The sequence below is a fragment of the Shewanella sairae genome (assembly GCF_023283535.1).
Lineage (GTDB): Bacteria > Pseudomonadota > Gammaproteobacteria > Enterobacterales > Shewanellaceae > Shewanella > Shewanella sairae.
Genome location: NZ_JAKILT010000003.1, coordinates 75,635 through 99,549, shown reverse-complemented (window position 1 = coordinate 99,549; position 23,915 = coordinate 75,635). Strand labels below are relative to the sequence as shown.

General features: G+C 45.5%; 26 protein-coding genes and 1 riboswitch. Of the genes, 20 read left to right on the top strand and 6 right to left on the bottom strand.

All coding sequences use genetic code 11. The features are described 5' to 3' along the window. Positions 1 to 16: 16 nt before the first annotated feature. Both L2748_RS02025 and L2748_RS02020 read right to left on the bottom strand, forming a co-directional pair. Entirely contained in the window at positions 17 to 1,933 is a 1,917-nt protein-coding gene (locus L2748_RS02025) for a methyl-accepting chemotaxis protein (RefSeq protein WP_220779797.1), read from the bottom strand. 280 nt (positions 1,934 to 2,213) lie between these two features. Further along, positions 2,214 to 3,863, bottom strand: a complete 1,650-nt coding sequence (locus tag L2748_RS02020; protein WP_220779799.1) for an electron transfer flavoprotein-ubiquinone oxidoreductase — start codon at positions 3,861 to 3,863, stop codon at positions 2,214 to 2,216. A 254-nt stretch (positions 3,864 to 4,117) separates the two neighbouring features. Further along, positions 4,118 to 4,254, top strand: a riboswitch (molybdenum cofactor riboswitch). Here L2748_RS02020 and moaA (L2748_RS02015) point away from each other — a divergent pair. The 16 genes from moaA (L2748_RS02015) (at position 4,242) to L2748_RS01940 (ending at position 16,502) form a co-directional block, all read left to right on the top strand. After that, positions 4,242 to 5,222 carry a GTP 3',8-cyclase MoaA gene (gene moaA / locus L2748_RS02015; protein WP_220779801.1) on the top strand — a complete coding sequence of 327 codons (981 nt, stop codon included), beginning with the start codon at positions 4,242 to 4,244 and terminating at the stop codon, positions 5,220 to 5,222. Its footprint overlaps the riboswitch before it by 13 nt. 98 nt (positions 5,223 to 5,320) lie before the next feature. Beyond that, positions 5,321 to 5,845 (top strand): molybdenum cofactor biosynthesis protein B, encoded by a 525-nt coding sequence (gene moaB, locus L2748_RS02010; protein WP_220779803.1) that lies wholly within the window; start codon positions 5,321 to 5,323, stop codon positions 5,843 to 5,845. A 77-nt stretch (positions 5,846 to 5,922) separates the two neighbouring features. Beyond that, positions 5,923 to 6,399, top strand: coding sequence for a cyclic pyranopterin monophosphate synthase MoaC (moaC, locus tag L2748_RS02005; protein WP_041411171.1), 477 nt, complete (start codon positions 5,923 to 5,925; stop codon positions 6,397 to 6,399). Between the two features lie 8 nt (positions 6,400 to 6,407). Then, positions 6,408 to 6,659, top strand: coding sequence for a molybdopterin synthase sulfur carrier subunit (gene moaD / locus L2748_RS02000; protein ID WP_220779805.1), 252 nt, complete (start codon positions 6,408 to 6,410; stop codon positions 6,657 to 6,659). Between the two features lies 1 nt (position 6,660). Further along, on the top strand, positions 6,661 to 7,107 hold the full coding sequence (gene moaE / locus L2748_RS01995; RefSeq protein ID WP_220779807.1) for a molybdopterin synthase catalytic subunit MoaE: 447 nt from the start codon (positions 6,661 to 6,663) through the stop codon (positions 7,105 to 7,107). Between the two features lie 44 nt (positions 7,108 to 7,151). Further along, on the top strand, positions 7,152 to 7,931 hold the full coding sequence (modA, locus tag L2748_RS01990) for a molybdate ABC transporter substrate-binding protein (protein WP_220779809.1): 780 nt from the start codon (positions 7,152 to 7,154) through the stop codon (positions 7,929 to 7,931). Next, positions 7,931 to 8,611, top strand: coding sequence for a molybdate ABC transporter permease subunit (gene modB, locus L2748_RS01985; protein WP_220779811.1), 681 nt, complete (start codon positions 7,931 to 7,933; stop codon positions 8,609 to 8,611). The genes modA and modB overlap by 1 nt, the downstream gene beginning before the upstream one ends. Beyond that, positions 8,592 to 9,695, top strand: a complete 1,104-nt coding sequence (locus L2748_RS01980) for an ABC transporter ATP-binding protein (protein ID WP_220779813.1) — start codon at positions 8,592 to 8,594, stop codon at positions 9,693 to 9,695. The genes modB and L2748_RS01980 overlap by 20 nt, the downstream gene beginning before the upstream one ends. 227 nt (positions 9,696 to 9,922) lie before the next feature. Next, positions 9,923 to 10,273: a YgiW/YdeI family stress tolerance OB fold protein gene (locus L2748_RS01975; RefSeq protein WP_220779815.1), complete on the top strand. Its 351-nt coding sequence runs from the start codon at positions 9,923 to 9,925 to the stop codon at positions 10,271 to 10,273. A gap of 44 nt (positions 10,274 to 10,317) precedes the next feature. Further along, complete coding sequence (locus L2748_RS01970; protein ID WP_220779817.1) at positions 10,318 to 10,839, top strand: hypothetical protein; 522 nt, start codon at positions 10,318 to 10,320, stop codon at positions 10,837 to 10,839. A gap of 3 nt (positions 10,840 to 10,842) precedes the next feature. Then, positions 10,843 to 11,520 carry a response regulator transcription factor gene (locus tag L2748_RS01965; RefSeq protein WP_028766736.1) on the top strand — a complete coding sequence of 226 codons (678 nt, stop codon included), beginning with the start codon at positions 10,843 to 10,845 and terminating at the stop codon, positions 11,518 to 11,520. A gap of 82 nt (positions 11,521 to 11,602) precedes the next feature. Further along, positions 11,603 to 12,826 (top strand): sensor histidine kinase, encoded by a 1,224-nt coding sequence (locus L2748_RS01960; protein WP_220779860.1) that lies wholly within the window; start codon positions 11,603 to 11,605, stop codon positions 12,824 to 12,826. 53 nt (positions 12,827 to 12,879) lie between these two features. Next, complete coding sequence (locus tag L2748_RS01955) at positions 12,880 to 13,560, top strand: TIGR01621 family pseudouridine synthase (RefSeq protein WP_220779818.1); 681 nt, start codon at positions 12,880 to 12,882, stop codon at positions 13,558 to 13,560. Between the two features lie 192 nt (positions 13,561 to 13,752). Continuing rightward, entirely contained in the window at positions 13,753 to 14,229 is a 477-nt protein-coding gene (gene coaD / locus L2748_RS01950) for a pantetheine-phosphate adenylyltransferase (protein WP_220779820.1), read from the top strand. Between the two features lie 6 nt (positions 14,230 to 14,235). Then, complete coding sequence (locus L2748_RS01945; RefSeq protein WP_220779822.1) at positions 14,236 to 15,729, top strand: capsule assembly Wzi family protein; 1,494 nt, start codon at positions 14,236 to 14,238, stop codon at positions 15,727 to 15,729. Between the two features lie 107 nt (positions 15,730 to 15,836). Next, positions 15,837 to 16,502, top strand: coding sequence for a TVP38/TMEM64 family protein (locus L2748_RS01940; RefSeq protein WP_220779830.1), 666 nt, complete (start codon positions 15,837 to 15,839; stop codon positions 16,500 to 16,502). Positions 16,503 to 16,540: 38 nt separating this feature from the next. Here the strand turns inward: L2748_RS01940 and mutM are convergent, their stop codons facing one another. Further along, positions 16,541 to 17,356, bottom strand: coding sequence for a bifunctional DNA-formamidopyrimidine glycosylase/DNA-(apurinic or apyrimidinic site) lyase (mutM, locus tag L2748_RS01935; RefSeq protein ID WP_220779832.1), 816 nt, complete (start codon positions 17,354 to 17,356; stop codon positions 16,541 to 16,543). A gap of 69 nt (positions 17,357 to 17,425) precedes the next feature. Continuing rightward, positions 17,426 to 17,878, bottom strand: coding sequence for a hypothetical protein (locus tag L2748_RS01930; protein WP_220779833.1), 453 nt, complete (start codon positions 17,876 to 17,878; stop codon positions 17,426 to 17,428). Positions 17,879 to 18,616: 738 nt separating this feature from the next. Between L2748_RS01930 and L2748_RS01925 the strand changes: the two genes are divergently transcribed. The 4 genes from L2748_RS01925 (at position 18,617) to L2748_RS24400 (ending at position 20,953) form a co-directional block, all read left to right on the top strand. Further along, on the top strand, positions 18,617 to 19,156 hold the full coding sequence (locus tag L2748_RS01925) for a DinB family protein (RefSeq protein ID WP_220779835.1): 540 nt from the start codon (positions 18,617 to 18,619) through the stop codon (positions 19,154 to 19,156). A gap of 128 nt (positions 19,157 to 19,284) precedes the next feature. After that, entirely contained in the window at positions 19,285 to 19,539 is a 255-nt protein-coding gene (locus L2748_RS01920; RefSeq protein ID WP_220779837.1) for a hypothetical protein, read from the top strand. Positions 19,540 to 20,322: 783 nt separating this feature from the next. Then, a complete protein-coding gene (locus tag L2748_RS01915) occupies positions 20,323 to 20,625 on the top strand; it encodes a hypothetical protein (RefSeq protein WP_220779839.1) in 303 nt (100 codons plus the stop codon). Between the two features lie 205 nt (positions 20,626 to 20,830). Then, entirely contained in the window at positions 20,831 to 20,953 is a 123-nt protein-coding gene (locus tag L2748_RS24400; protein ID WP_276521502.1) for a hypothetical protein, read from the top strand. Between the two features lie 150 nt (positions 20,954 to 21,103). Here L2748_RS24400 and moaA (L2748_RS01910) read toward each other — a convergent pair whose 3' ends face one another. Then, complete coding sequence (gene moaA / locus L2748_RS01910; protein ID WP_220779843.1) at positions 21,104 to 22,090, bottom strand: GTP 3',8-cyclase MoaA; 987 nt, start codon at positions 22,088 to 22,090, stop codon at positions 21,104 to 21,106. 21 nt (positions 22,091 to 22,111) lie between these two features. Beyond that, positions 22,112 to 23,911: a bifunctional molybdopterin-guanine dinucleotide biosynthesis adaptor protein MobB/molybdopterin molybdotransferase MoeA gene (locus tag L2748_RS01905; RefSeq protein ID WP_220779844.1), complete on the bottom strand. Its 1,800-nt coding sequence runs from the start codon at positions 23,909 to 23,911 to the stop codon at positions 22,112 to 22,114. Positions 23,912 to 23,915 lie beyond the last annotated feature (4 nt).

Sequence of the window (23,915 nt, the reverse complement as noted above, 5' to 3'; positions counted from 1 at the left end):
TGCTTGAGGTCTAGATTTACACTTTAAAGCTGGCGACCAGCGAGTCGAGTCTATGGGCCAATTGCGTTAAGGTTTGGCTTGCCTGTGCTGCATCTTCAGCAGTTTCTGCTGTGCGCTGGGTAATATCATTAATATCACTCACATTACGATTGATATCTTCAACCACAGTTGATTGCTCTTCTGTTGCAGCGGCAACTTGAGTGTTCATATCGCTGATAGAGCCGATGCGATCGCTAATACCTGTGAGCGATTGGCTGGCTTCATCTACTGCCGATACACCGGCTATTGAGCGGGCACGGCTTTGCTCCATTGCTTCAACGGCGCGGGTGGCTTCCGCTTGTAGCTTATTAATCATCACTTGCACTTCATTGGTCGACGTCGCGGTGCGAGAAGCCAAGTTACGCACTTCATCAGCAACCACGGCAAAGCCACGACCTGCTTCGCCTGCGCGGGCAGCTTCAATTGCAGCGTTCAGTGCCAGTAAGTTGGTTTGCTCTGATACCGCGCGGATCACGTCCAAGATAGACTCGATTGATTTAGTATGGGTTGCTAGAGACTCAACCACTTCACCCACCTGCTCAACATCATTCGACAATTGATTAATGGTCTCACGGGCGCGAGTCACCACCACTTGACCATTGCTTGAGTCAGTATCGGCGGCTCTTGCTGTATCGGCCGCTTGGGCTGCATTGCTGGCAATCTCATTGACAGTAGCCCCCATCTCATTAATGGCAGTCGCCACCATAATAGTTTGGTCTTTTTGTAATTGACTGTCTGCTAACGTGCGCTGTGCTTGGCGTGATACATCGATCGCTGAAGCGCTCAGTTGCGCACTGGCTTCACCCACTTCAATGACAGAGGCTTGGATTTTACTGATAAAGCTATTGAAGCCTTTCGCCAATTGGGCTAGCTCATCGTTACCCTCAACAGGTAAGCGTTGACGTAGATCGCCTTCACCTTCACCAATATTGTCGAGCATGTCGGCGACATTGGCGATAGGGCGGCTGATAGAGCTTGCCACTAGACTTGCTAGTGCAATGAAAGTGGCTGCAATAATCGCAGTCCAGATTAAGATCTTGTAGGCTGAGTCTTCAAGTAACGAGAAAATCTCTGCCTCTGGAACCTGGGCGATTAAGTACCAGTCCATAGACGGGATATAGCTGCTGGCGATGAGCATTGACTCACCGTTTATGTCAGCTTTCATCAGGTTAAAGTCATCTTGCTGCAGCAAGCTGTTAGCATTTACCCCAGGGTACAAGCTGTTGATACTTGAGCGTCCTATTTGGCGAGTATCTTGATGTAGTTTGACTTGGCCTTTGGCGTCCACTAGATAAACAAAACCTGATTGTTCAATTTTAAATGATCGTAATAGCTGCACCATATCGTCAAGTGACTTGCCCAGCCCCACTAGACCACGACCATTAGGCTGTTGGTAATTGATAAAGAGTTTGACCTCGCCATTGTCTTCGGTAAACACGTTAAGCATCTTTTCTTGACCACTATTTTTGTAGTCAAAGAACCAGCCATCTTGCGTCGGTGACAATATGCGTAGAAAGCCATCTTGGGTGTAATAAGCCGCTGTCTGTCTATCTGCAAAAGAGGCTTGTGCTAAACCATATTGGCGAGTCAAATCTCCTAATAGATCGACTACTAGCTCTTCATGACTTTGTGGGCGATCTTCTTCCAGCCATCTAAGTAGCATTCTGTTATTGGCTAACTGCTCGGCAGCATGCATCAGGCTAGAAATATTTAGCTCTAATTTATTGCGGATCTGCGCCATGATGTTGGGCATTTCAGAGCTTAACATGCGCTGCTCAATCACTTGTTTAGCGCTTTGTTGACTCAGAATACCGACAAGAGCTGTCGAGAGTAATACTGCTAGAGCGACGGTAAGCAAGATTTTCTGTTTGATGGTGAGCATATTCAATTTCATAAAAATGTGATTGCCTATACAGCCAAGTACATGACCGGAAGTTGTTAATTGCAGAGTTGTCAGCAAGCACACAAGCTAAATGTAGCCCATGAAGTCGATAACGAGTAAATGGATATAAACTGTAGGATTTAAAGGTAGGTATCTGAATTTCAGTCTGAAATTTGTACGCTTTTATTAGAGATGCGGATTATGGCGATGTTTTGTGCTGGGCGCAATAGAAAACGCACACCTTTTGATGCGCGTTTACATTATTTAAATGCAGAGTTTGGTTTATATCAAGTTACATATTAGGGTAGTTTGGACCACCGCCACCCTCAGGTGTTACCCAAGTAATATTTTGACTGGGGTCTTTAATGTCACAGGTTTTACAGTGGATACAGTTTTGACCATTGATGACAAAGGTTTTCTCTCCAGCTTCCTCAACGATTTCATATACGCCAGCAGGGCAATAGCGCTGCGCTGGCTCATCAAACTTAACCAAATTAACGTCAATCGGGATACGAGCATCCTTTAGACGTAAATGGCATAGCTGATCTTCTTCGTGGAAGGTATTAGACAGATACACAGAAGAGAGCTTATCGAAGCTTAACTTACCGTCAGGTTTAGGGTAATCAATCTTACTGTAGGCGCTGGCTTCTGCCATTTGTGCGTAGTCTGGCTTGTCATCACGCAGGGTAACCGGGAGCTTACCGCCGAACCAGTTCTGGTCGATAAAGTTAAACGCGCCGCCTAGGTAAGTACCGAACTTATGCATAGCTGGGCCAAAGTTGCGCGAGCAATAAAGTTCCTCTTTAAGCCAGCTTTGATCAAATCGGTCTTGGAGGCAGTCGAGATCTTTACCCGCTTCAACACCAGCCATCATAGCTTGTGCTAAAGTTTCTGCTGCTAGCATGCCGCTCTTCATTGCAGTATGAGTGCCTTTGATTTTGGCAAAATTCAAGGTACCAGCATCACAGCCAATAATCATGCCGCCAGGGAAGGTGAGCTTAGGTAGAGAGTTGAGGCCGCCTTTAGTGATTGCGCGCGCGCCGTAGGCAATACGCTCGCCGCCAGTTAAGGTTTTAGCGATCACTGGATGCGTTTTAAAACGCTGGAACTCATCAAATGGGCTTAGATGTGGGTTTTTATAGTTAAGGTCAACAATTAAACCTACAGCAATTTGATTGTTTTCGAGGTGATACATAAAGCCGCCGCCAGAGGCGCCTTCGGTAAGCGGCCAGCCGCCGGTGTGGACCACTTTGCCAAGTTGATGTTGCTCGCTTGGGACCGTCCAAATTTCTTTAAAGCCTAAACCGTAGTGCTGCGCCGTTTTACCATTGTCGAGGTGGAACTTTTCAATCAGTTGCTTACCTAAGTGACCACGACAACCTTCGCCAAATACTGTGTACTTAGCATGTAGCTCCATACCCGGCTCGTAGCCGTCTTTAGGCTGACCATCTTCGCCAACACCCATGTCGCCAATTTGAATGCCTTTAACACTGCCATCTTCGTTAAACAGTAGTTCACTTGCAGGGAAGCCGGGGAATACTTCAACGCCTAATTCTTCGGCGCGCTCAGCTAGCCAGCGGCAAAGATTACCTACACTGATAATGTAGTTGCCATGGTTATGCATGGTCTTAGGAACAAGGGAGTTTGGCATAGCGCGGGCATCGGTTGCCGAGCTAAGCATATAGATTTCATCGTCTGTCACAGCGGTGTTTAGCGGCGCCTTTTTGTCGCGCCAATCGTCAAATAACTCATCGAGTACTTTGGGTTCAAATACCGCGCCCGACAAAATGTGCGCACCCACCTCAGAGCCTTTTTCGACGACACAAACAGTCAGTTCTTGGCCACTGTCTTTAGATATTTGCATTAAACGACATGCTGCAGCTAATCCAGACGGGCCTGCGCCCACGATTACTACATCGAATTCCATCGATTCGCGTTCCATCAGATCACCTTTCCTTCTTTTCCCCCGATGACAATAGTGCAAGTTGAATTAACCACACTATAAACGGGTGTTTTAATATTTAGTCTAACCTTACCTGAAAATCGCTTAAGGTCACAGCGTTTCCATATCTACGGTGCAGATATTTTAAACGATTCTTGGCGTGATTACTGTCACAAAAACTTTATATGTGATGCTTTTTAACAGCAAATGTGCGCTAGAGGGTATGGTTTGTCACAGAAATACGCCTATAATCAAGGTTGACGGTTCTCCGAGCTTCTTACCCTACGTCGAGACAGATACGGGTTTTTAGCCGTGGCAATAACGCCACCGGGGTGGGAAAAGAAATGATCTCACCTCCCCTTACTTGGAAAGGTGATCATGTCCCAACTACAAGACAATTTTGGTCGACGGTTTCATTATCTGCGTATGTCAGTGACTGACGTATGTAACTTTAAATGTACGTATTGCCTCCCCGATGGCTACCGCCCAGACGGTAAGCCCAAGTTTCTCGATCTCAATGAAATCGAGCATCTGGTTTCGGCTTTTTCACAAGTCGGCACCCAAAAAATCCGTATTACAGGTGGCGAGCCATCTTTACGTAAAGACTTCACTGACATTATTCGTATCGTAAAAGATAACGATAAAATCAATACCATTGCGACGACCACTAACGGTTACCGTTTAGCTAAGCATGCTCAAGAGTGGTATGACGCGGGCTTAAGACGCATCAATATTTCGGTCGATAGTCTCGACCCAAAAATGTTCTACCAGATCACTGGCGAGAATAAGTTTGATGACGTGATGCGTGGTGTTGATGCGGCATTAGAAGCGGGTTTTGAGCGAGTTAAAATCAATGCTGTGTTGCTTAAAGGTTTGAACGATAAAGATCTACCACGTTTTTTACATTGGATTAAAAATACACCGATTGACCTGCGCTTTATTGAGCTAATGGAAACCGGTTTAGGCCATGATTATTTCAAAGCGCACCATCTAGCGGGTAACGATATTAAGTTACAGTTAGAGCAGGCGGGTTGGCAGTTTGACACACCAGCCGTTGACGATGGTCCAGCGCAAAACTTCAGTCATCAAGATTATCAAGGCCGCATCGGTTTGATTATGCCGTACGCGAAAAACTTCTGTGCTAGCTGTAATCGTCTGCGGGTATCAGCCAAAGGTAAACTGCACCTTTGCTTATTTACTGAAAACGGCGTCGATCTGCGTGATTTACTGCAAACACCTGATCAACAAGCAGAGTTGATCGAGCGTTTACACGGCCAGCTTGCTCAAAAGAAAGAAACCCACTTCTTGCATGACGGTATTACTGGTGTGACGCAGCACTTGGCTTCTATTGGCGGCTAATTAAACTCTGATCTGACGCAACGTAAGTTGCGTCAGAAACTAGGTATAATCGTCACAATTACTCAGTAAGATATGACTCGGTAAAATAAGAGATCTTTATGGGACACTGTACTCAAAGCAAGTTTACGGCGCTAAACATTGCTGTTTTAACACTATCTGACACCCGCGACTTTGAATCTGATACCTCAGGTGCTTTCCTTGAAATTGCATTGCTAGAAGCGGGTCATACTTTGGCTGAGCGACAGATTATCAAAGATGATAAATACCAGATCCGTTCAGTATTATCACAGTGGATTGCATCAAACGATGTGCAAGTGATTATCACCACAGGTGGTACAGGCTTTACCGACAGAGATAACACCCCTGAAGCGGTTAAGACGTTATTTGATCGTGAGATTGAAGGTTTTGGTGAGTTGTTTCGTCACATTACCTATACCGAGCTTGGTACCTCAACCGTGCAGTCGCGTGCGTTAGGTGGCTTTGCCAATAAAACCGCTATTTTCTGTCTGCCAGGTTCAACTGGCGCCTGTAAAACCGGTTGGAATAAGCTGATTAAAGAACAGCTGGATGCAACTCATCGTCCTTGTAACTTTGTGATGCACGTAAAGAAAATCACCGAATAAGTCTCAATAGAGGCACGTTTACGGCGCTGTTTACTGTGCCGTAATTTGACCCAAATTTATTAGAAGGCGTAACCCCAATGACCAATGCTTTTACCCATATTAATGCTGACGGTAATGCCCACATGGTAGATGTAACTGATAAGTCTGTTACCGAGCGTGAAGCACGTGCAGAAGCGTACATTGAGATGGCAAGTGAAACACTTGAGATGATCATGAGCGGCAGCCACCATAAAGGTGATGTATTTGCTACTGCGCGTATTGCTGGTATTCAAGCAGCAAAGAAAACCTCTGATTTGATCCCGCTATGCCATCCTCTTATGTTAACTAAAGTGGAAGTCGAGCTAGAAGCGCAACCTGAACATAACCGCGTGTGGATCCGCAGCCTATGTAAGCTGTCGGGTAAAACCGGTGTTGAAATGGAAGCATTAACAGCGGCTTCTACTGCAGCTTTAACCATTTACGATATGTGTAAAGCGGTTCAAAAAGATATGGTGATTTCTCAAGTTCGCTTAACTGAGAAACGTGGCGGTAAGTCTGGGCACTTTAAGGTATAGAGAAGATTATGATTAACGTATTATTTTTTGCACAAGTTAGAGAGCTTCTAGGCACTGCCGGCGTCAAAGTTGCAGCGGATGAAAACACCCAAACAGCTGAAGGCTTGCGTGCAACCTTAGCGGCAACAGATGACAAGTGGGCTAAAGTGCTGGCGTCTGATAAGTTGTTAGTGGCTGTAAACCAAACTATCAGCCAGTGGGACACGCCAATTGTTGATGGCGACGAAGTGGCATTTTTCCCACCAGTAACTGGAGGTTAAGATGATCCGTGTGCAAACTGCAGACTTTAGCGTACCCGATGAGTATCAGCTAATCAGCCAAGATAACAGCGATGGCGCAGTAGTGACTTTTGTTGGCAAAGTACGTGATTTTAATGATGGCAGTGCGGTGACTGATTTAACTCTTGAGCACTACCCTGGCATGACAGAAGCGGTGCTAAATCAGATTGAAGCTGAGGCGCGTGAGCGTTGGCCGCTAAACAATGTCACCATTATTCACCGTGTTGGCGCTATGGCGCTGGGTGAGCAAATCGTATTTATCGGCGTGACTAGCGCACACCGTAAAGCGGCATTTGCTGCCTGTGAGTTCTTAATCGATTTTCTAAAGACTAAAGCGCCGTTTTGGAAATTAGAAGCCGGTGATAAAGGCGCTAACTGGGTTGAAGCTCGTGATGCCGATGAGCAAGCTGCAAAGATGTGGGATAAATAACGCGTAACATTGGCGCTGTTAAAGGACGCAAGGAGATTGGCTAAATGAAGTTTAGGGTGATGTTACTGGCATTATTGCTGCCCTTTTTAGCAATGAGTAAAGTGGTTTTAGCAGCGCAAGATGTTCCCGCTATTGCGGCGGCATCAAGCATTAAATTTGCACTCGATGATATCGCTAAGCAATTTACCCAAGAAACCGGCCGTAAGGTGCGTATTTCCTATGGTTCTTCAGGTAACTTTGTCGCGCAAATCCGTAATGGTGCGCCTTTTGAGTTATTTCTATCGGCTGATGAGCGCTATATCACTCAGTTAGCTAAAGCACAGCAAACACCTGATCAGGGCGTTATTTACGCCGTAGGTCAGTTGGCGATTGCTGCGCCTAAGTCTTCGCCTCTACCGTTAGATGCCAATTTAGACGGAGTGAAGCAGTTTTTAGATACTAAGCAGCTGAAACGTTTTGCAATTGCTAACCCAGACCATGCACCCTATGGCGAACGCGCGAAAGAAGTGTTGCAAAAGTTAGGTCTTTGGCAAGATATTCAACCAAATTTGGTGTTTGGCGAAAACGTCTCGCAAGCGGCACAATTTGCGGTGAGCGGCGCGACGCAAGGTGGTTTAGTCGCTTTGTCTTTAGCGGTAGCGAAACCGTTTAAAGCTCGAGCAAATTATGTGGTGATCCCACAAGAATATTATACGCCGCTCGATCAACGTATGGTGTTGACCTTAAAAGCGGGCGAGACCGCTAAGCACTTTTATACTTACCTACAATCTGACGCTGCTCAGGCTGTATTTGCCGATTACGGCTTTGCGAGAGCGACTAATTAATGGATTGGCAAGCCTTACTGCTATCAATCAAGCTCAGTACCGTTACTGTGCTTATCTTAATCCCATTAGCCATTATAGCCGGACGTTTTCTGGCTTATCGGCATTTCCCGGGTAAATCTTGGGTTGAAGCCCTAGTGATGGTGCCTTTAGTGTTGCCGCCAACAGTAATTGGTTATTACTTGCTGGTGGGCTTAGGCAGTGAGTCTTGGATTGGGCGCACCTTAGAGCAGTTACTTGGACATCAATTGGTGTTTCATTTCTCTGGGCTGGTGGTTGCGTCCATTTTAGTTAATATTCCATTTGCAATTCAGCCTATTCAGCGCGCATTTGAAGCCGTGCCTGAAGATGTACGTGACGCGGCGGCTTGCTGTGGTATGAGCCGTTTAAAAGTGCTATTTAAAATCGAGCTGCCTATGGTGTGGCCGGGTGTACTCACTGCCATCGTGCTGTGTTTTTCCCATGTATTAGGTGAGTTTGGTGTGGTACTGATGATGGGCGGTAATATTGCTGGCGAAACCAAGACGATTGCGATTTCGATTTATGACAGCGTACAGGCATTCGACTTTGCCAGTGCCGGTAATATGTCGCTGGTATTACTCTTGTTTGCGATTACAGTACTGGCGTTAACGACCAGCTTATCGCGCCGTGTTGGAGGTCAGCATGTCGCAAACCGTCGCTGATCTTTACTGCCGGATTAACCAAAATAAGCCGATTAAACTCGACGCTGAATTTAGTTGTAAAGCCGGTGAAGTGTTGGCGGTTGTTGGTCCATCAGGCGGGGGTAAATCTACCTTATTGCGGATGATTGCCGGCTTATCTCAACCCGAAAGCGGTGAGATCCGCTACGGTGATCGCCAATGGTTTAGTGATGCCGATAAGGTGCAGCTCACGCCGCAGCAGCGTCATCTAGGTTATGTGCCACAACATTTTGGTTTATTCCCTAATTTAACTGCGTTAGAAAACGTGGTTGCAGCGCTGGATCATATCCCTAAAGCGGAGCGCGAGGCGCGAGCCAAAGACTGGCTGGAGCGGGTTAACCTGCATGGCTTGCCTGATAGATTACCTGCGCACCTTTCTGGTGGTCAGCGCCAACGTGTAGCCCTAGCGAGAGCACTCGCTCGGGAGCCATCGGTTTTGCTACTCGACGAACCTTTTTCTGCGGTAGATAGAGAAACCCGTGAGCGTTTATATCTAGAGCTAGCTAGACTTAAAGAGCAGTTGGCTATTCCGGTTATTATGGTGACCCACGATTTAAACGAAGCCTTGCTGCTAGCCGACAGCATGATTTTAATTAGCCAAGGTAAAATGCTGCAACAAGGTAGACCCCATGAAGTGCTGACTCGCCCGCGTGATGAAGCTGTGGCGAAGCAGATGGGTCTGCGTAATATTTTTGATGCTGAAGTCATCGCCCAGGAAGCAGAGCGGCAGATCACTTGGTTAAAGTTTGGTGAGCACCTCATCGCCAGTACCTATTTTGATAGTTTAGATATCGGTACTAAAGTACGTTGGGTGATCCCTAACCAAGGCATACGTTTTAACTCGATTAAAAAGGGCAGGTTGTGCCGCAGCTTTAATAAGCTCGACATTACTATTGACTCCATGCTGGTGATGGGCGAAAGCGTAAGAGTGTTAGCCAGCGTGGTTGGAGTAGAGCATAAAATCCATGCTGAAGTGCCGCTACATCTGGCACAAAAGTTAGAACTAGCAGTCGGCACTGAAACCACTGTCGCACTGAAATCTGAGCTGATCCATATTTTAGATTAGTGTGCCGCTATATCTGGCATAAAGCTTAGAACTAGCAGTCGGCACTGAAACCACAGTAGCGCTTAAATCTGAGCTGTTCCATATTTTAGATTAGTCTGGATTTTAGTGAGGCAAACTCATAATTCCACTGCGGTTAAGCATATGATCAAAGTTTAATCTTTGCTCCATCTAGATGTTACATAGAATGTCATACTATGCACTCCTACATTAGAGAGGAGTTTTATTTTATGTCTAAAAAATTAACCGGTTTAATCATGTTGTCAGCAGTATTAACCTTACCTGCTATGGCTGCTTACACAGGCCCAGGCCCAGCGACTCAGATTAAAACAGCGGCGGATGCAGCTAAAGCCAAAGATGACACACCAGTGGAATTAACGGGTTACTTAGTACAAAGCTTAGGTGATGAAAAGTACCTTTTCCGCGATGATAGTGGTGACGTAGAAGTTGAAATCGATAACGCACTTTGGCGTGATATTGAAGTTTCAAGCGATTCTAAAGTGAAGCTTATTGGTGAAGTTGACGATGAGTGGCAAGGTATTGAAATAGAAATTGACAGCATGCGTCTAATTTCTGAATAATCCTTTATTAAAAGCGGTTTAGCGTTTTATTTTTCGGAGGAGCCATGGCTCGCTGGCTTATTGGTTTGTTGTTAGTTTCTGGTAGCTCGTTTGCTGGACAAGGATTGTATTCATTGATGTCATCGGGGAGTTATCCATTACCGACAGCAATGATGCAGCAACTTGAGCAGCAGCATGAAGGCGTGATCTCTGAATTTGAAGCGGATATTGAACAGGGTGAATTGATCTATGAATTTAAGATGATCGATCCACAAGCTAAAACCATTACTGAATATGAATATCGAGCGATAGATGGGAGTTTAAAGGAACGCGAAGTAGGGCGTCTAAAGAGTGATGATAAAGACGAACTTTCAGGCGTACTTATGCTGCAAAAAATAGGCCTATCGCTGTCAGATATGTTGGCGCTAGTCGCTAAAGAAGATGCCGGTCATATCATAAAGGCTGAAGTCGATAATGACCTTGGGATCAGCTATATAGAGTTAGAGCTCCTTGATATTGATGGTAAGCGCAAGCTAGCCTTCGATATTGAAAATAAACAATTACTACCACTGCTCAAATGGGACTAAAACATGAAAATACTCATGGTTGAAGATGACGCGACTACCATCGAATATGTCGTAAAGGGATTTGTTGAGCAAGGGCACAATATTGAGACCGCAACCGATGGGCATCAAGGCCTGCTGTTAGCAACAAGCATGAAATACGATCTGATTATTCTTGATCGTATGTTGCCACAGCTTGATGGTTTAAAACTACTGGCTGCGCTTCGCGCAACGGGCAGCCAAACACCGGTATTGATCCTGTCTGCACTTAGCCATGTTGATGAGCGAGTCAAAGGGTTACGTGCGGGTGGCGATGACTACATGACTAAGCCGTTCGCTTTTTCAGAGCTGTTAGTTCGCGCTGAAAAGCTGATGCAACGTGGTGAGTCTCAGCCAACGATTACTGATTTAAATGTGGGTCCATTAACCATCGAATTGCTCACCCGTAAAGTGACGCTCGATGGGCAAGAGATATTGCTGCAACCAAAAGAGTTTCAGCTACTCAAATACCTAATGGAGCACGTTAACCAAGTGATTAGCCGTACACTGTTATTTGAAGCAGTATGGGACTATCACTTTGATCCGCGTACCAATGTTATCGACGTGCATATCGCTAAGCTCAGACGTAAGTTTGAAGAACTGGGTCACGGCGAATTAATCGAAACAGTTCGAGGTGCCGGATATCGGTTACGCCAAGGGCATTAAGCCCTATCAGAGTAGTGCCTGGCGCATTACCATCATATTCTCAGCTCTAGTAACTGTCATTATTGGCACCTTGTTACTGGGGATGTACCGCCAGCTGATAAACGAGCAAGAGTATCAGCTGGATCTGCATCTCGACGCTGAAATGACCCGCTATCAGCAAATGGCTTTGACGCTTGATCGCCGCAGTTTTGCGACCCAAGTGCGCAGCGCCGATCCTAAAGTTGCGCTTATTGTTTGGCGTGACTCGCTCGATCTTGTCGGCTCATTGAGCATGATCCCCAAAGATATGCCTATGCTGCCGGAAAAACGAGAGTTTCCAGTTTTTACAGGTGGCCCTGAAAAGCTGCACATCTTAACGGGTGGTATGGTGATGACCCGCTACGGGCCCATGCTAATTGCTACCCGGGTCGATCAGCTTGGTACCTTAATCGATAAATTTACTAACGCAGCCATTACCGCATTAATGCTTACCGTGGTGTTAACACTGGCACTCGGCTACCTGTTTTCCAAAGCGATTTTACGCCGCCTAGTGCAGTACAACCGTCTCAGCAAGCGCATTGAGCGTGGGCAGTATTCAACTCGACTTCCAGTCAGTTGGCGTGAAGATGAGTTTGATATGCTGGCAAAGCAGTTCAATGGTGTGCTTGATGCGTTAGAGCAAAATTTAGCGGCAGTACGTGGGGTCACTGACAATATTGCCCATGATCTACGTACGCCTTTGTCGCATCTGCGAATTGGTTTAGAGCAGTTGCCCAGCAAGCCTAAAGAAGAACTGCAAGAAAGCTGCGCGATTATTACCGAAGAGCTGGATCACTGCTTAGCCACATTCGATGCTATGTTATCGTTAACGCGTATTGAAGAGGGACAGCAAACCCTTGAACTACAAGACGTGAGCTTAATAACCATTAGCCAAGATTTGTTTGAAATGGCTGAGGCAATGGCTGAGTTTAATGAGCAATCATTAAAACTGACAACCGGCGAAGAGTTTCAGCTCAGCGGCGATAAGTATCTATTGTTCCAGGCCCTGTTTAACTTGGTTGATAATGCAATTAAGTATTCTGGCGAAGGGGCGGAGATCTGTATTTCGCAAAATCGTAATGTTATCTCGATTCAAGATAATGGTCCGGGGATCCCCGAGGCTTCTCGTGAAAAAGTGTTCGAGCGATTAGTGCGTCTCGATCCTAGTCGCCATCATAAAGGCACGGGATTAGGTTTATCTATGGTGAAGGCGATTCTGTCACGGCATAATGCTAAAATAGCCTTAACCGATAATCAGCCTGGGCTAAAAGTCATTATTACCTTTTAGTCTTGCTATTCAGGCCTTAGAGCCTGATAGCCAACCCGTGGAAGCCTGCCTCAATGTACCAAGTCATCGCCGATGAGCGCGATTTTATCGTTATTAATAAAGCTGCCGATGTGCATTTTCATAGCCAAGATGGCAGCGCTGGCGTTGTTGCACAAGCTGAAGCCGATCTCGGTATTAAGCTCTACTCTGTCCACCGACTCGATACCTTAACGTCAGGGCTAATTATTCTTGCTAAATCTAGTGCTGCCGCCGCCGAGTTTACGCGGATGTTTTCAGCGCACTTAGTGCAAAAATATTATCTCGCATTGGCAAAGGGCAAACCTAAAAAGAAGCAAGGCTGGGTCATTGGCGATATGGCAAAGTCTCGCCGTAGCATGCACAAGTTACTGCGCAGTACAGAAAATCCTGCCATCACACAGTTTTTCTCTCACTCTATCGCCGAGGGAGAGCGTTTGTATTTACTTAAACCTCATAGCGGCAAGACGCATCAGTTAAGAGTGGCATTAGCCAGCATTGGCGTGCCGATTCTAGGTGATACATTATATGGTGGCGCCGAGGCCGATAGAGGCTATTTGCATGCCTACAGTTTGGTTTTTAGCTATTTAGAGCAAGAATTTAAGTACACTGTTGCGCCGCAATCTGGTTGTGCTTTTGCCGTTGCAGCTGTTAGTCAGCAGTTGCAAGAGTGGCAACAACCTCACGATTTAGCATGGCCTAAGCTCAAAAAAGCTTAATTGCTTTTGTTTACGCTTTGAGAATGTATCTGCAATGTAATCCTTAGGTAACAAATGCTGCTTATATAAGCTTTTACATTCACAATGAAGCCGATAACGAGTAGGATAGTCGCCTAAAAGCTTAGCCTATTGGGCCACCAAAACTTTGGTATTATTACTGCCAAGCCATATCATTTAAGGGTAGATTTTAACGTGCATAAACGAGCCATATATCCTGGAACTTTTGATCCTGTTACTAATGGTCATGCTGATTTGATTGAGCGTGCTGCAAATTTATTTGAACACGTGGTTATTGGTATTGCTGCTAATCCGTCGAAGCAGCCTAGATTTACGCTTGCAGAGCGCGTTGAATTGCTGAAAACCGTCACTGCTCACCTCGATAACGTCGAAGTGGTCGGCTTTAGTGGTCTATTGGTGGACTTTGCTAAAGAGCAAAACGCTAGTGTATTAGTCCGAGGGCTACGCGCTGTGTCTGACTTCGAGTATGAATTCCAGCTTGCCAATATGAACCGCCGCTTAAGCCCAGATCTTGAAAGCGTGTTTCTGACTCCTGCAGAAGAGAACTCCTTTATCTCATCGACCTTAGTTAAAGAGGTTGCACTGCATGGCGGCGATGTGAGTCAATTTGTTCATGCTGAAGTGGCAAACGCATTAAATAAGGCTAAATAACTGCTTATGTTTAAGTTTATTAGAGTTAGCGCGATTCGATTGCTAGCTATTATCAGCCTTGTTTTTTCCCTTGCTGCTCATGCTGCGCCATGGGTTGATACGTCTGATATCTATTTGCGTGCTGACATTCAAGCACTGGCTGATGCAGGTGTGATTACCGTACCTGTTAATACTTACCCGCTCATGTGGTCAGGTATAGGTACTGATTTAGCCAAGGTTGAGCCTTCACGCTTAAGCCCTGCATTGGTTGATGCATTTTCTCGGGTCAATTATTACTACCGCAATGCGGTTGAAAATCGTGGCAATGTCAGCATTAAGCTTGCTGGTGCCAGTGAGGCTGCTCGTTTTCAACACTTTGGCTCTGATTACCGTGAGCAAGGCGAGGCAACAGCTTCATACGAGTACCTTGGCGAGCGATTTGCCTACAAGATTTCAGCGTCGGCAAATTATGATCCTTTAGACGATAAAGAGTTTCGTTTTGATGACTCTTACCTTGCCATGGTGCTAGGTAATTGGATGTTCAGTTTCGGAGCGGTCGATCAGTGGTGGGGACCGGGTTTTGACTCTTCGTTACATAAGTCGAATAACGCGAGACCTATGCCGGCATTAATGCTTAGCCGTAATAATGCCGCAGCCTTTGAAACCCCTTGGCTGTCGTGGTTGGGTCCTTGGACCTTGACTGCAGGGGTTAGCCGATTTGAGGAAGAGCGTTACGCTGCCAATACATTGTTATGGAACTTTCGTGGCTCTATCCGCCCATTTAGACAACTAGAAATGGGTTTATCTTGGACCGCACAGTTCTGTGGTGATGGCCAAGAATGTACTTGGGAAAGTGCGTTTAAATCTATCACAGGTCAACGTGATTGCCGCGCGTTTGATGACGGTGACTGCTCTAATTACGGTAACCAAATGGCGGGTTACGATATTCGCTTTAGTGACACTTGGTACAATGTACCGTTCGGTGTCTACTATGAAAGAACCTGTGAAGATGCCAAAAGCTCTGCACCTTGGGATATCGTCGATTGCGGCAAACTATTCGGTGCCGATACACGCTTTAACCTAGATGGGCAGCAATATAAGGTGTTCTTAGAGTACACAGATACCATGGTTGCCTGTGGCGAAAATGAAAATGCGTTCAACTGTTTTTATGAGCACTCAACTTATAAGAGTGGTTCGCGTCACTATGGCCGCGCACTAGGCAGTACTTATGACAGTGATGCTAGCGTATACGTATTAGGACTCATTGGTCAGTATGCCAATAGCAAAGGTCTGACTTCGCTGTTACGTTATGCGCAATTGAATAAAGACGGTAAAAGTCCTTCTCATGGTTGGGCGCCACAGCCGCTGAAAGAAGACTTATTAATGTTGGAGCTCAGTTACAGAATGCCAATGTGGCAAGGCATGATGAGCGTTGGTGGCACGGTATCTCAGTCTGAGTTTGAAACAAAAGATAATGAGACCAATGCGAGTGTGTTTGGCACTTATGAATATAAGTTTTAACTCGCTTTAAGTATGAAAAAAGCCAACGTTGATACGTTGGCTTTTTTACTGCTGCTGATCCTCAATTTGGACAGCTTGGGCGTTTAAATAATGATTGCGGATTGGGTATGAAGCGTTTTGCTAAAATATTGTCAGTTATTACCGTGCTATCGCTGGTTATCTACGCGTTTCAGCAAGGCGCATTTGCGACGGTTGCTGATAGTAACTGGATTGCTGAATATTTAGCAGAGCAGGGTGATAAAGGCCTTGTGGTGCTGTTTTTTATTGGCGCAGCTTATACTAGTGTTGGTGGGCCAAGGCAGTTTATGGCTTTTGCTTTTGGTTTTGCACTGGGGGGTATAAAAGGCGCATTAGTGGGCAGCTTATCGGCGCTACTAGGCTGCGTTCTTACCTTTTATTTTGCTCGATTTGTGTTTAGGGATAGCTTAAAAAAACGCTTTCAATCTAAGTTGACTCGCCTAGAGAATTTAATTGTTCACCGCACGATATTGAAGATGATTATGATCCGTATTTTGCCGCTGAGCAGTAACTTTTTGACCAATCTGGCAGCGGGTTCTACTCACATCAGTGCTTGGCGCTTTTTTACTGGCAGTGGTATCGGTTTTATTCCGCAAATGATGGTGTTTAGTTTTGCAGGAGCAGGACTTGGACTGTCAGACAATACCAGTTTGCTTATCAGCGCGGGATTATTTGTATGTGCCTCAATCATCGCCTTTTACTTGTATAAAACTCGCTTGAGGCAACAGATAAGCGAGATCATTGAAGACAAGTAATCTCGCTGACTTGTTACTATTAGATAGGTGCTTGCCAGTTATCTTGGCTGACACAAGCTACAGAAAACCGTCGCCCGTTGGCCAAGCTTAATTTCACTGAGCAGGTGGCCACATTGAGTACAGGTTTCCCCGCCACGACCATAAACGTGCAGCTTTTGCGCAAAGTATCCCGGTTTACCATCGGCATTGGTAAAGTCTTTCAGCGTAGTACCGCCTTGTTTGATCGCGCCAGCAAGGATCTGTTTCACTTCAGCGACTAAAATCTCAATCCGTTCGGCATCGACTTTGCCCGCTTCAGCCTGCGGATGAATACCAGCGGCAAATAGGGCTTCGTTAGCGTAAATATTGCCTACACCCACTACAATATGATTGTCCATTAAACACAGTTTGATGGCCTTTTTCTTATTAGCTAAGCTCTCTAATAGATAATCGGCATTAAAGGCATCTGTCAGCGGCTCTGGGCCTAATTTGGCTAATAATGGATGTGCTTGTTCCGGTAACTCGCACCATAGCCAAGCGCCAAAGCGTCTTGGATCGTTGTAGCGCAGCGCTTTACCGCTAGCGAGCACTAAATCGATATGATCGTGTTTTTCAACTGGGGTCGAGGCCGGCAAAATGCGCAGGCTACCTGACATGCCTAAATGGACAATAGTGGTACCGGCATCAGTATCAATCAGCAAGTATTTTGCACGGCGACGAACATTACGTATGGTTTGACCAATAATCTGTTTAGCTATTTCCGGTACCGGCCAGCGCAATGACGGATTACGGATGATTAAATCAGTGACTTGGTTATCAATGAGGTAAGGTGATACACCTTGGCGAGTGACTTCAACTTCGGGAAGTTCCGGCATTTATATTCTCTCTTGTTGTTATTTTTCTATGCTGCTATTGATAACTGCCATTACGAATTTTTAGCGTGATCAGTTTACTTGCGCGCGAATAATCGGTTTGAGGGCTTCGCGTAGACTGGGCGGCACTTGATACCAGTTGCCAGCGGGCGACTTTAATAAGCCTTGTTGTTGAAACAGTACCCATAGCTGCGCGTCATCGAGATCATCCACTTGAATAACTAACTCTATCGGCTCTCCAGCTGTTTCTGGCTTATCGGTCAGCGCGGAGATATGCACTTGTTCCCAAGCGTTAGCCCACTCTAAGCAGTTGAGCACATTGCTGCTACATTGCCAGCCAGATTGGCGTTTCTGCAACCAATGCTCACCATATTGTAGTTGTGATAATGGCGCGGCTTTATCAAATAGGGCTTGGGTATGCAGTGGCGTTTGTTGGCTGTTTTTTTCAATCACAGTCAACACGGAGATCATCAGCACTGAGGCGACGATGATAATGGTGTTCCACTTTTTACGCGAGAGTGCCATGGTTTGGGTAATTGTTTGTGGATGGTTGTTTTATAAGTGTATCTGCAAGTTGGTTTAACCACAAATGGTTGGTTTCAAGCTACCGCTTGGGGTTGTGGGTTAGACGTTGTCTAACAATTGGTTCTTATCAGGCGATGCCTGACTTCTAAGCTAGACTGCGTCTAACAACTTAAGCAATCAAACTTCGTTTGATAATTCCGTCAGGCTGCGCCTGAGCTAAAGGCAATCAAGCTGCGCTTGATAAAGGTCGTGAGCTTCCAGCTCACACTCGGCCAAGAGGGGATCAACAGCAATCCCCTCTTGCCTATTTCTTTCATAAAGAGTCCCCTGCCGCCCCTAACGAAGTTGTTGATCCTCATACTTATGGATAAATCACTAACGCTTCCGATGGGGCATCTTGCCCCGCGAAAGCTAACCCGACATCCCTGTCGGGCTCACGTGACTCTGGTTTATAGAGAGTTTCCAACGTATTTCGGCAACTTCGATGGGGAGTTGGCGTTTTCTGTAACCTTTGAGTCGTTGTTGGTCTTGCTGTGTCTTTGTTTTTTCTTTTCTGTTCTTTTTATAGGTTTAACACAGAGGTTGATACAGTATCCGTTAGTGCAATGTTATCTGTTAAAACAATAGATTATATTTGAATGAGGATATCTCTCAGTGCCTGCGATGAAAATACAAAATGCAGCATAGATAACGCTGGTGAGGTGCGGTTTAATTAGCAAGTATGGCTAAGGTTTTATCATGAATTTACAGCATCATTTTATACTGATGTCGGAGTATAATCAGCGGATGAATAGTCAGTGCTATCAGGCTATTGCGGAGCTTACTGAAAGTGAAATTAACGAAAACCGTGGCGCATTTTTTAATTCAATAATGGGCACGCTTAATCATCTATTAGTTGGCGATCTTATTTGGTTGAATAGATTTGCAACGCACTCTATCAAGTATCAATCTTTATTGGGTTTAGCTGATATGCCTAAGCCTAAAAGTCTCGATGATTTCTTATTCTCTGATTACTTATTGCTACGAGCAGCTCGTGAAAAGGTTGATTGTGCGATATGTCACTGGCTTAAAAATGAAGCCAATGAGTCTGATTTTAATGCGCCATTAGCGTATTCAAATACACAAGGTGTGGTCAGTAAACGCGACTTTGGCGAGCTTGTTAGTCACCTTTTTAATCATCAAACACACCACAGAGGCCAGTTAAGTACCTTATTGAGCCAAATAAATATCGATATTGGTGTGACAGACTATTTATTTGATATTCCGGAAAGCAATTAGGTATCGTTTGATGAAAGCATATTAAAACTCTCAAGTTAAACCTTCATCGGCTTCATATTTTTCGGTGGATAGTCGCTTAATAATAATGATGAAATCAGCGACCTAGCTGATACTTGAAGAGAATAATCATGTTACCTAAAGAAATTGCTCAATTGGCTGTGCAGAAGCTAAATAAGAAGTTATCTAATGAGATTTTTTTGATCATTCAGAATGATCGTGAATTGATGCAGGCTTACCTTAAGGCTGTTGAGGCTAGTGGTGTTGAATCTGTAAACCAGCAAATTGGTAAAGAGATTAAGGCTGCTTACCAGTTGGTTAATATCAATAAACGCGAAGATGATCCGTCGTGTACTTTGATCAAGAGTCATCAGATGTTTGAGTAACGGGTTTTCCTCGATTAGGCTTAATCTTTATAGCTAAAAAGGCAATCAGGCTGCGCCTGATCTTTAAGTTAGACTACGTCTAACAATTAAAGTCGTGGGATTCCATCCCACACCCGGGCAAGGAGGACTGCTCGTCCTTATCCTCCTTGCATCCACCATGACGCCCCGACGAAGTTGTTGATCCTCATACTCCAATAAAAATCGCCTAACGGCTCAGATGGGATATCCATGTCCCGCTGAGCCTGAACCATCATCCATGATGGTTCCACGGCATTTTCATTTCCGTATTTCGGCAACTTCGATGGGGAAATTGGTGTTTTCTGTGGTAATTGGTGGAGCCTTTTAGGCTTCAGTTTTTATATTGAGAACTCAATAGGCGAAATTATTACGCTTTTCTAAACCCGTGCAGATGCGACTTAGGCCTTTGATGACATGGATGCCATCGTAGAGCTTACAAGGACGTACTTGCAGCGTGCCTAAGAAGTGTCTGCACATGCGCTGGCCGCAGGCAATTGAAATCACTTGTGTCGAAAGTTACACGTATAGCTTACAAGGTGTCGCTGTAGAAAGGTTCATATGCTTTGTCATCTTCCTAGTCTATTTATAGCTATCATTAACGAAGAGCTATAAATAGGAGTTCTATATAAAATATCAGTTTAGAGTCTCTTATTTATTAAAAATGTTTGGCTTTATTGTATGAAGTAGTCAAATAATAGAGTAGATCTAAAAGCTAGGTTTTAGTTAAGCATTTTGTCAGGTGCAGCCTCACCGTTGAGACTTATAATGAAGTACAAAGTACATTTTACCCTTACAATTCATAGTTTAAATGATGAAAAAGCAGTGTTTTTTCACAAAAAACTAGAATTACCTTTCGTCCCTTTTATTGGATTGAGGTTAAGTGAAAATCTCGGTTCCAGCGAACCTGTTAGCTCAATTGCATGGTGTCAGGAAAGCAGTGAGTTTAATTGCCATATTGATTCTCGAGAAGTTGAAATGGATGATGGTTTTGATTTAGATCTTGAGTATCTCATTGAGGAGGCTCTGGACAATGGGTGGATTGGAAAAAGTAAAATATACGAAGTTTAGAGCTGAAACTTATTAGTTTTAAGTCTTTAGGGGGAGCATCCTTTGAGCTGGTTAGTTTGGGTATCTTTTGTTGCTCTTTTTATAGGGCTTTGGCATGAAGTTAATAGATTTCCTATTACAAATAAGTCCATATTAAAGCTAAGTGAAAAGCTTGATGAACTGGAGGCTGAGAACCGTTTGCTACAGAATAAAGTTGAAAGCCTTAGTGAAGAATCTATCGCTTTCCAATGAAGTAGAGCAGTTTAAAGATCCACTCTACTGCCAAGCTATGGAAGATGGAGATGGTTATACGCTTTACGAGTTGGATAGAGCTCGTGGTGATACTTGAAAAGTAATTTAACTTATTGGTGTTTCCAAATAAAACAAAACCCGACATTTGCGTCGGGTTTTGTGTATGTAGCACAAGCTAACAGCCAAACACTGTGGCTACATAAACCACCGTAGCAAACAAAGCGATAAATAACTGTTCAAGCAACAGTTAACCACCCGTGGCATTCATAAACCGCAAGATCTGCGTTTCGCCATTTGGGTCAAAATGGTGCTCTTTAGGCTTGTGTTGAATACCGTCTAGAATCGCTACTTTTAGCTTTTCAATGTCACCGGGGAATTCGCGCACTATCGCTTTTAAATCTACCGAATTTTCATTGCCTAAACACAATAACAATCTGCCTTCTACGGTGACGCGGACGCGGTTGCATTCGTGGCAGAAGTTGTTGCTGTGGGGCGAGATAAAGCCAACGTGGATGTCGCTGCCGGGCATGGTGAAGTAACGCGCTGGGCCACCTGTGCGGCGGTTTGACTGAATAAGCTCATAACGTTCGCTGATGATGTCTTGAATTTCTTTGCTGCTGCAGTGGCGGCTGCGCTTGCGCTCATCGATGACGCCTAATGGCATCTCTTCGATAAAGGCGATATCGAGGTCGCGTTCGCGGCAAAATTCGATTAAATCTAAGACTTCATCATCGTTTTGACCACGCAAAATCACTGCGTTGATTTTAATCTTCTTAAAACCGGCGGCGATGGCGGCGTCGATGCCGGCAATCACGCGGTCGACTTTACCGTTGCGGGTTAAGCTGGTGAATAAGTCTGGTTTTAGAGTGTCGAGACTAATATTGAGTCGGTTTAAGCCTGAGGCGTGCATCTCTGCGGCGAAACGGGTTAAACGCGAGCCGTTGGTGGTCATCGACAACTCTTCAAGGCCGGGGAGTTTGCCTAGTAGTTTGACCAATTGATCACAGTCGGTGCGCACTAACGGTTCACCACCGGTTAGGCGGATTTTCTTTACACCTAATTCGGTAAAGGCTTGTGCGACCCAAGCTAACTCTTCAAGACTAAGCACATGGTCTTTGCTTAAAAAGCACGGATCTTCGCTCATGCAATACACACAGCGAAAATCACAGCGGTCAGTGACTGAAAGGCGCAGGTATTCTACCGTGCGACTAAAAGTGTCAACGATCAAACTCATACTGGCTACCTACAAAACCTCTTAAAGGAGGTCGGCAAAAGGTTGAATATAAACTGTGTCACCTGGATTTAACTGGTCATCTTTTTCGCCTATCACGATGAGACAGTTTCCTTTTACCATAGAGCTAAGCATCCCTGAGCCCTGAGCACCTGTTGTGGTTACATGTAACTTGCCGTCGGCACCTAAGTGATAGATACCACGGGTAAATTCTGTGCGGCCTGTGCGGCTGCGTAGCGGTTTATCAGTAATCGCTGGCACCATGGTGTGGCTCCAGTTTTGCTCGCCAGCTAGTTTACGAATGGCTGGCTGCACAAACTGTAAGAACGACACCATGACCGCGACTGGGTTACCCGGTAAACCGAAGAATAAGCTATCGTCGATTTGACCAAAGGCCAGTGGGCGACCCGGACGCATATTGATGCGCCAGAAGTTAATTTGGCCGACTTGTTCTAGCACGGTTTTGATGTAATCGGCATCGCCGACTGACACACCGCCTGAACTGATCACGATATCTGCCTTAGCTGCGCCATCTTTTAACGCTTGCGCTAGTGCCGCTTCTGAATCTTGAATAATGCCTAAATCGATGACTTCACAACCTAGCTTTTTCGCCATTGATTTAATGGTGTAGCGGTTTGAGTCAAAAATACAGTTGGCTTTTAGTGGTTCGCCTGGCTGGCAAACTTCATCACCAGTTGAGAACACGGCAACCACAGGGCGCTTAAATACCGGTAACTCGCCAAAACCTAATGAGGCTAATAAGCCTTGCTCTGCAGCGTGTAGGCGTGAGTGGGCGGCTAAGGCTGTTGCACCTTGAGCAATATCTTCACCCGCTTGGCGTACGTGTTGGCCTAGGCTCATGTCGCCTTCAAAGCTAACAGCACCTTCTTGCTCGTTGGCAAGCTCGCGCAGCTGAATGGTGTCTGCGCCTGCAGGGAGTGGCGCGCCTGTCATAATGCGCACGGCTTCGCCGGCAGCAATGGTGCCGTTATAAGCGTGACCTGCCATGACTTCGCCAACCATCTTGTATGATGCGTCTGGCTTGTCGCTTAGCTTAAACGCATAACCGTCCATCGCTGAGTTGGTGTGCTGCGGCACATCAACAGGGGAAATCGCGTCGCTTGCGAGTACGCGGTTTTCTAACTCGTCTAGATCAACTGATTCAGTTGCGGTTACTGGTTTTACGTAAGATAGAATCTTATCAATACCTTGGCGCACAGATAACGTAGTGCTGGTATCGAGTTCACAGCCACAAGTTGGCGCCATTGGCACATCAACAGGGCAAGGCTTCCAGGCAGCAATATACTCGCTAACATAGTCAGCAATTTGCGCGACATTGTTGATATCTAAACGGCGTAACTCACTTGGTAATTCGGTGTCATCACAGCAAGCAATCGCTTGGATGTTATCGTCGTGAGTGTGGATGAAAGGCTTGCCGTGTGCGGCACGGTGCAGTTCTATCTTAGGCAGTTCGAGCTTTTTAAAACCTTCTACAAGGACGATATCGACCTTGTCGGCTTCAATCTGTTTGAGCAAATGCGGCAGTTCAGGGTCGCCGTCTTTGGCGTCTTCGGTCATTAACGCCCAGCGCACATGAGAGGCAACTAGCATCTGTTTTGCGCCAGCTTTGCGCATTTCGTAGCTGTCTTTGCCTGGAATATCGACGTCGAAATTATGATGAGCATGCTTAATGACTGCGAGTCGCACACCACGGCGATTAAGCTCTGGGATTAATTGCTTTAATAATGTGGTCTTGCCTGTGCCGCTGTAGGCGCAGAATCCGAGAACTGGAATGGGTAACGGATTAGTAAAAGGTATGCTCATTTAC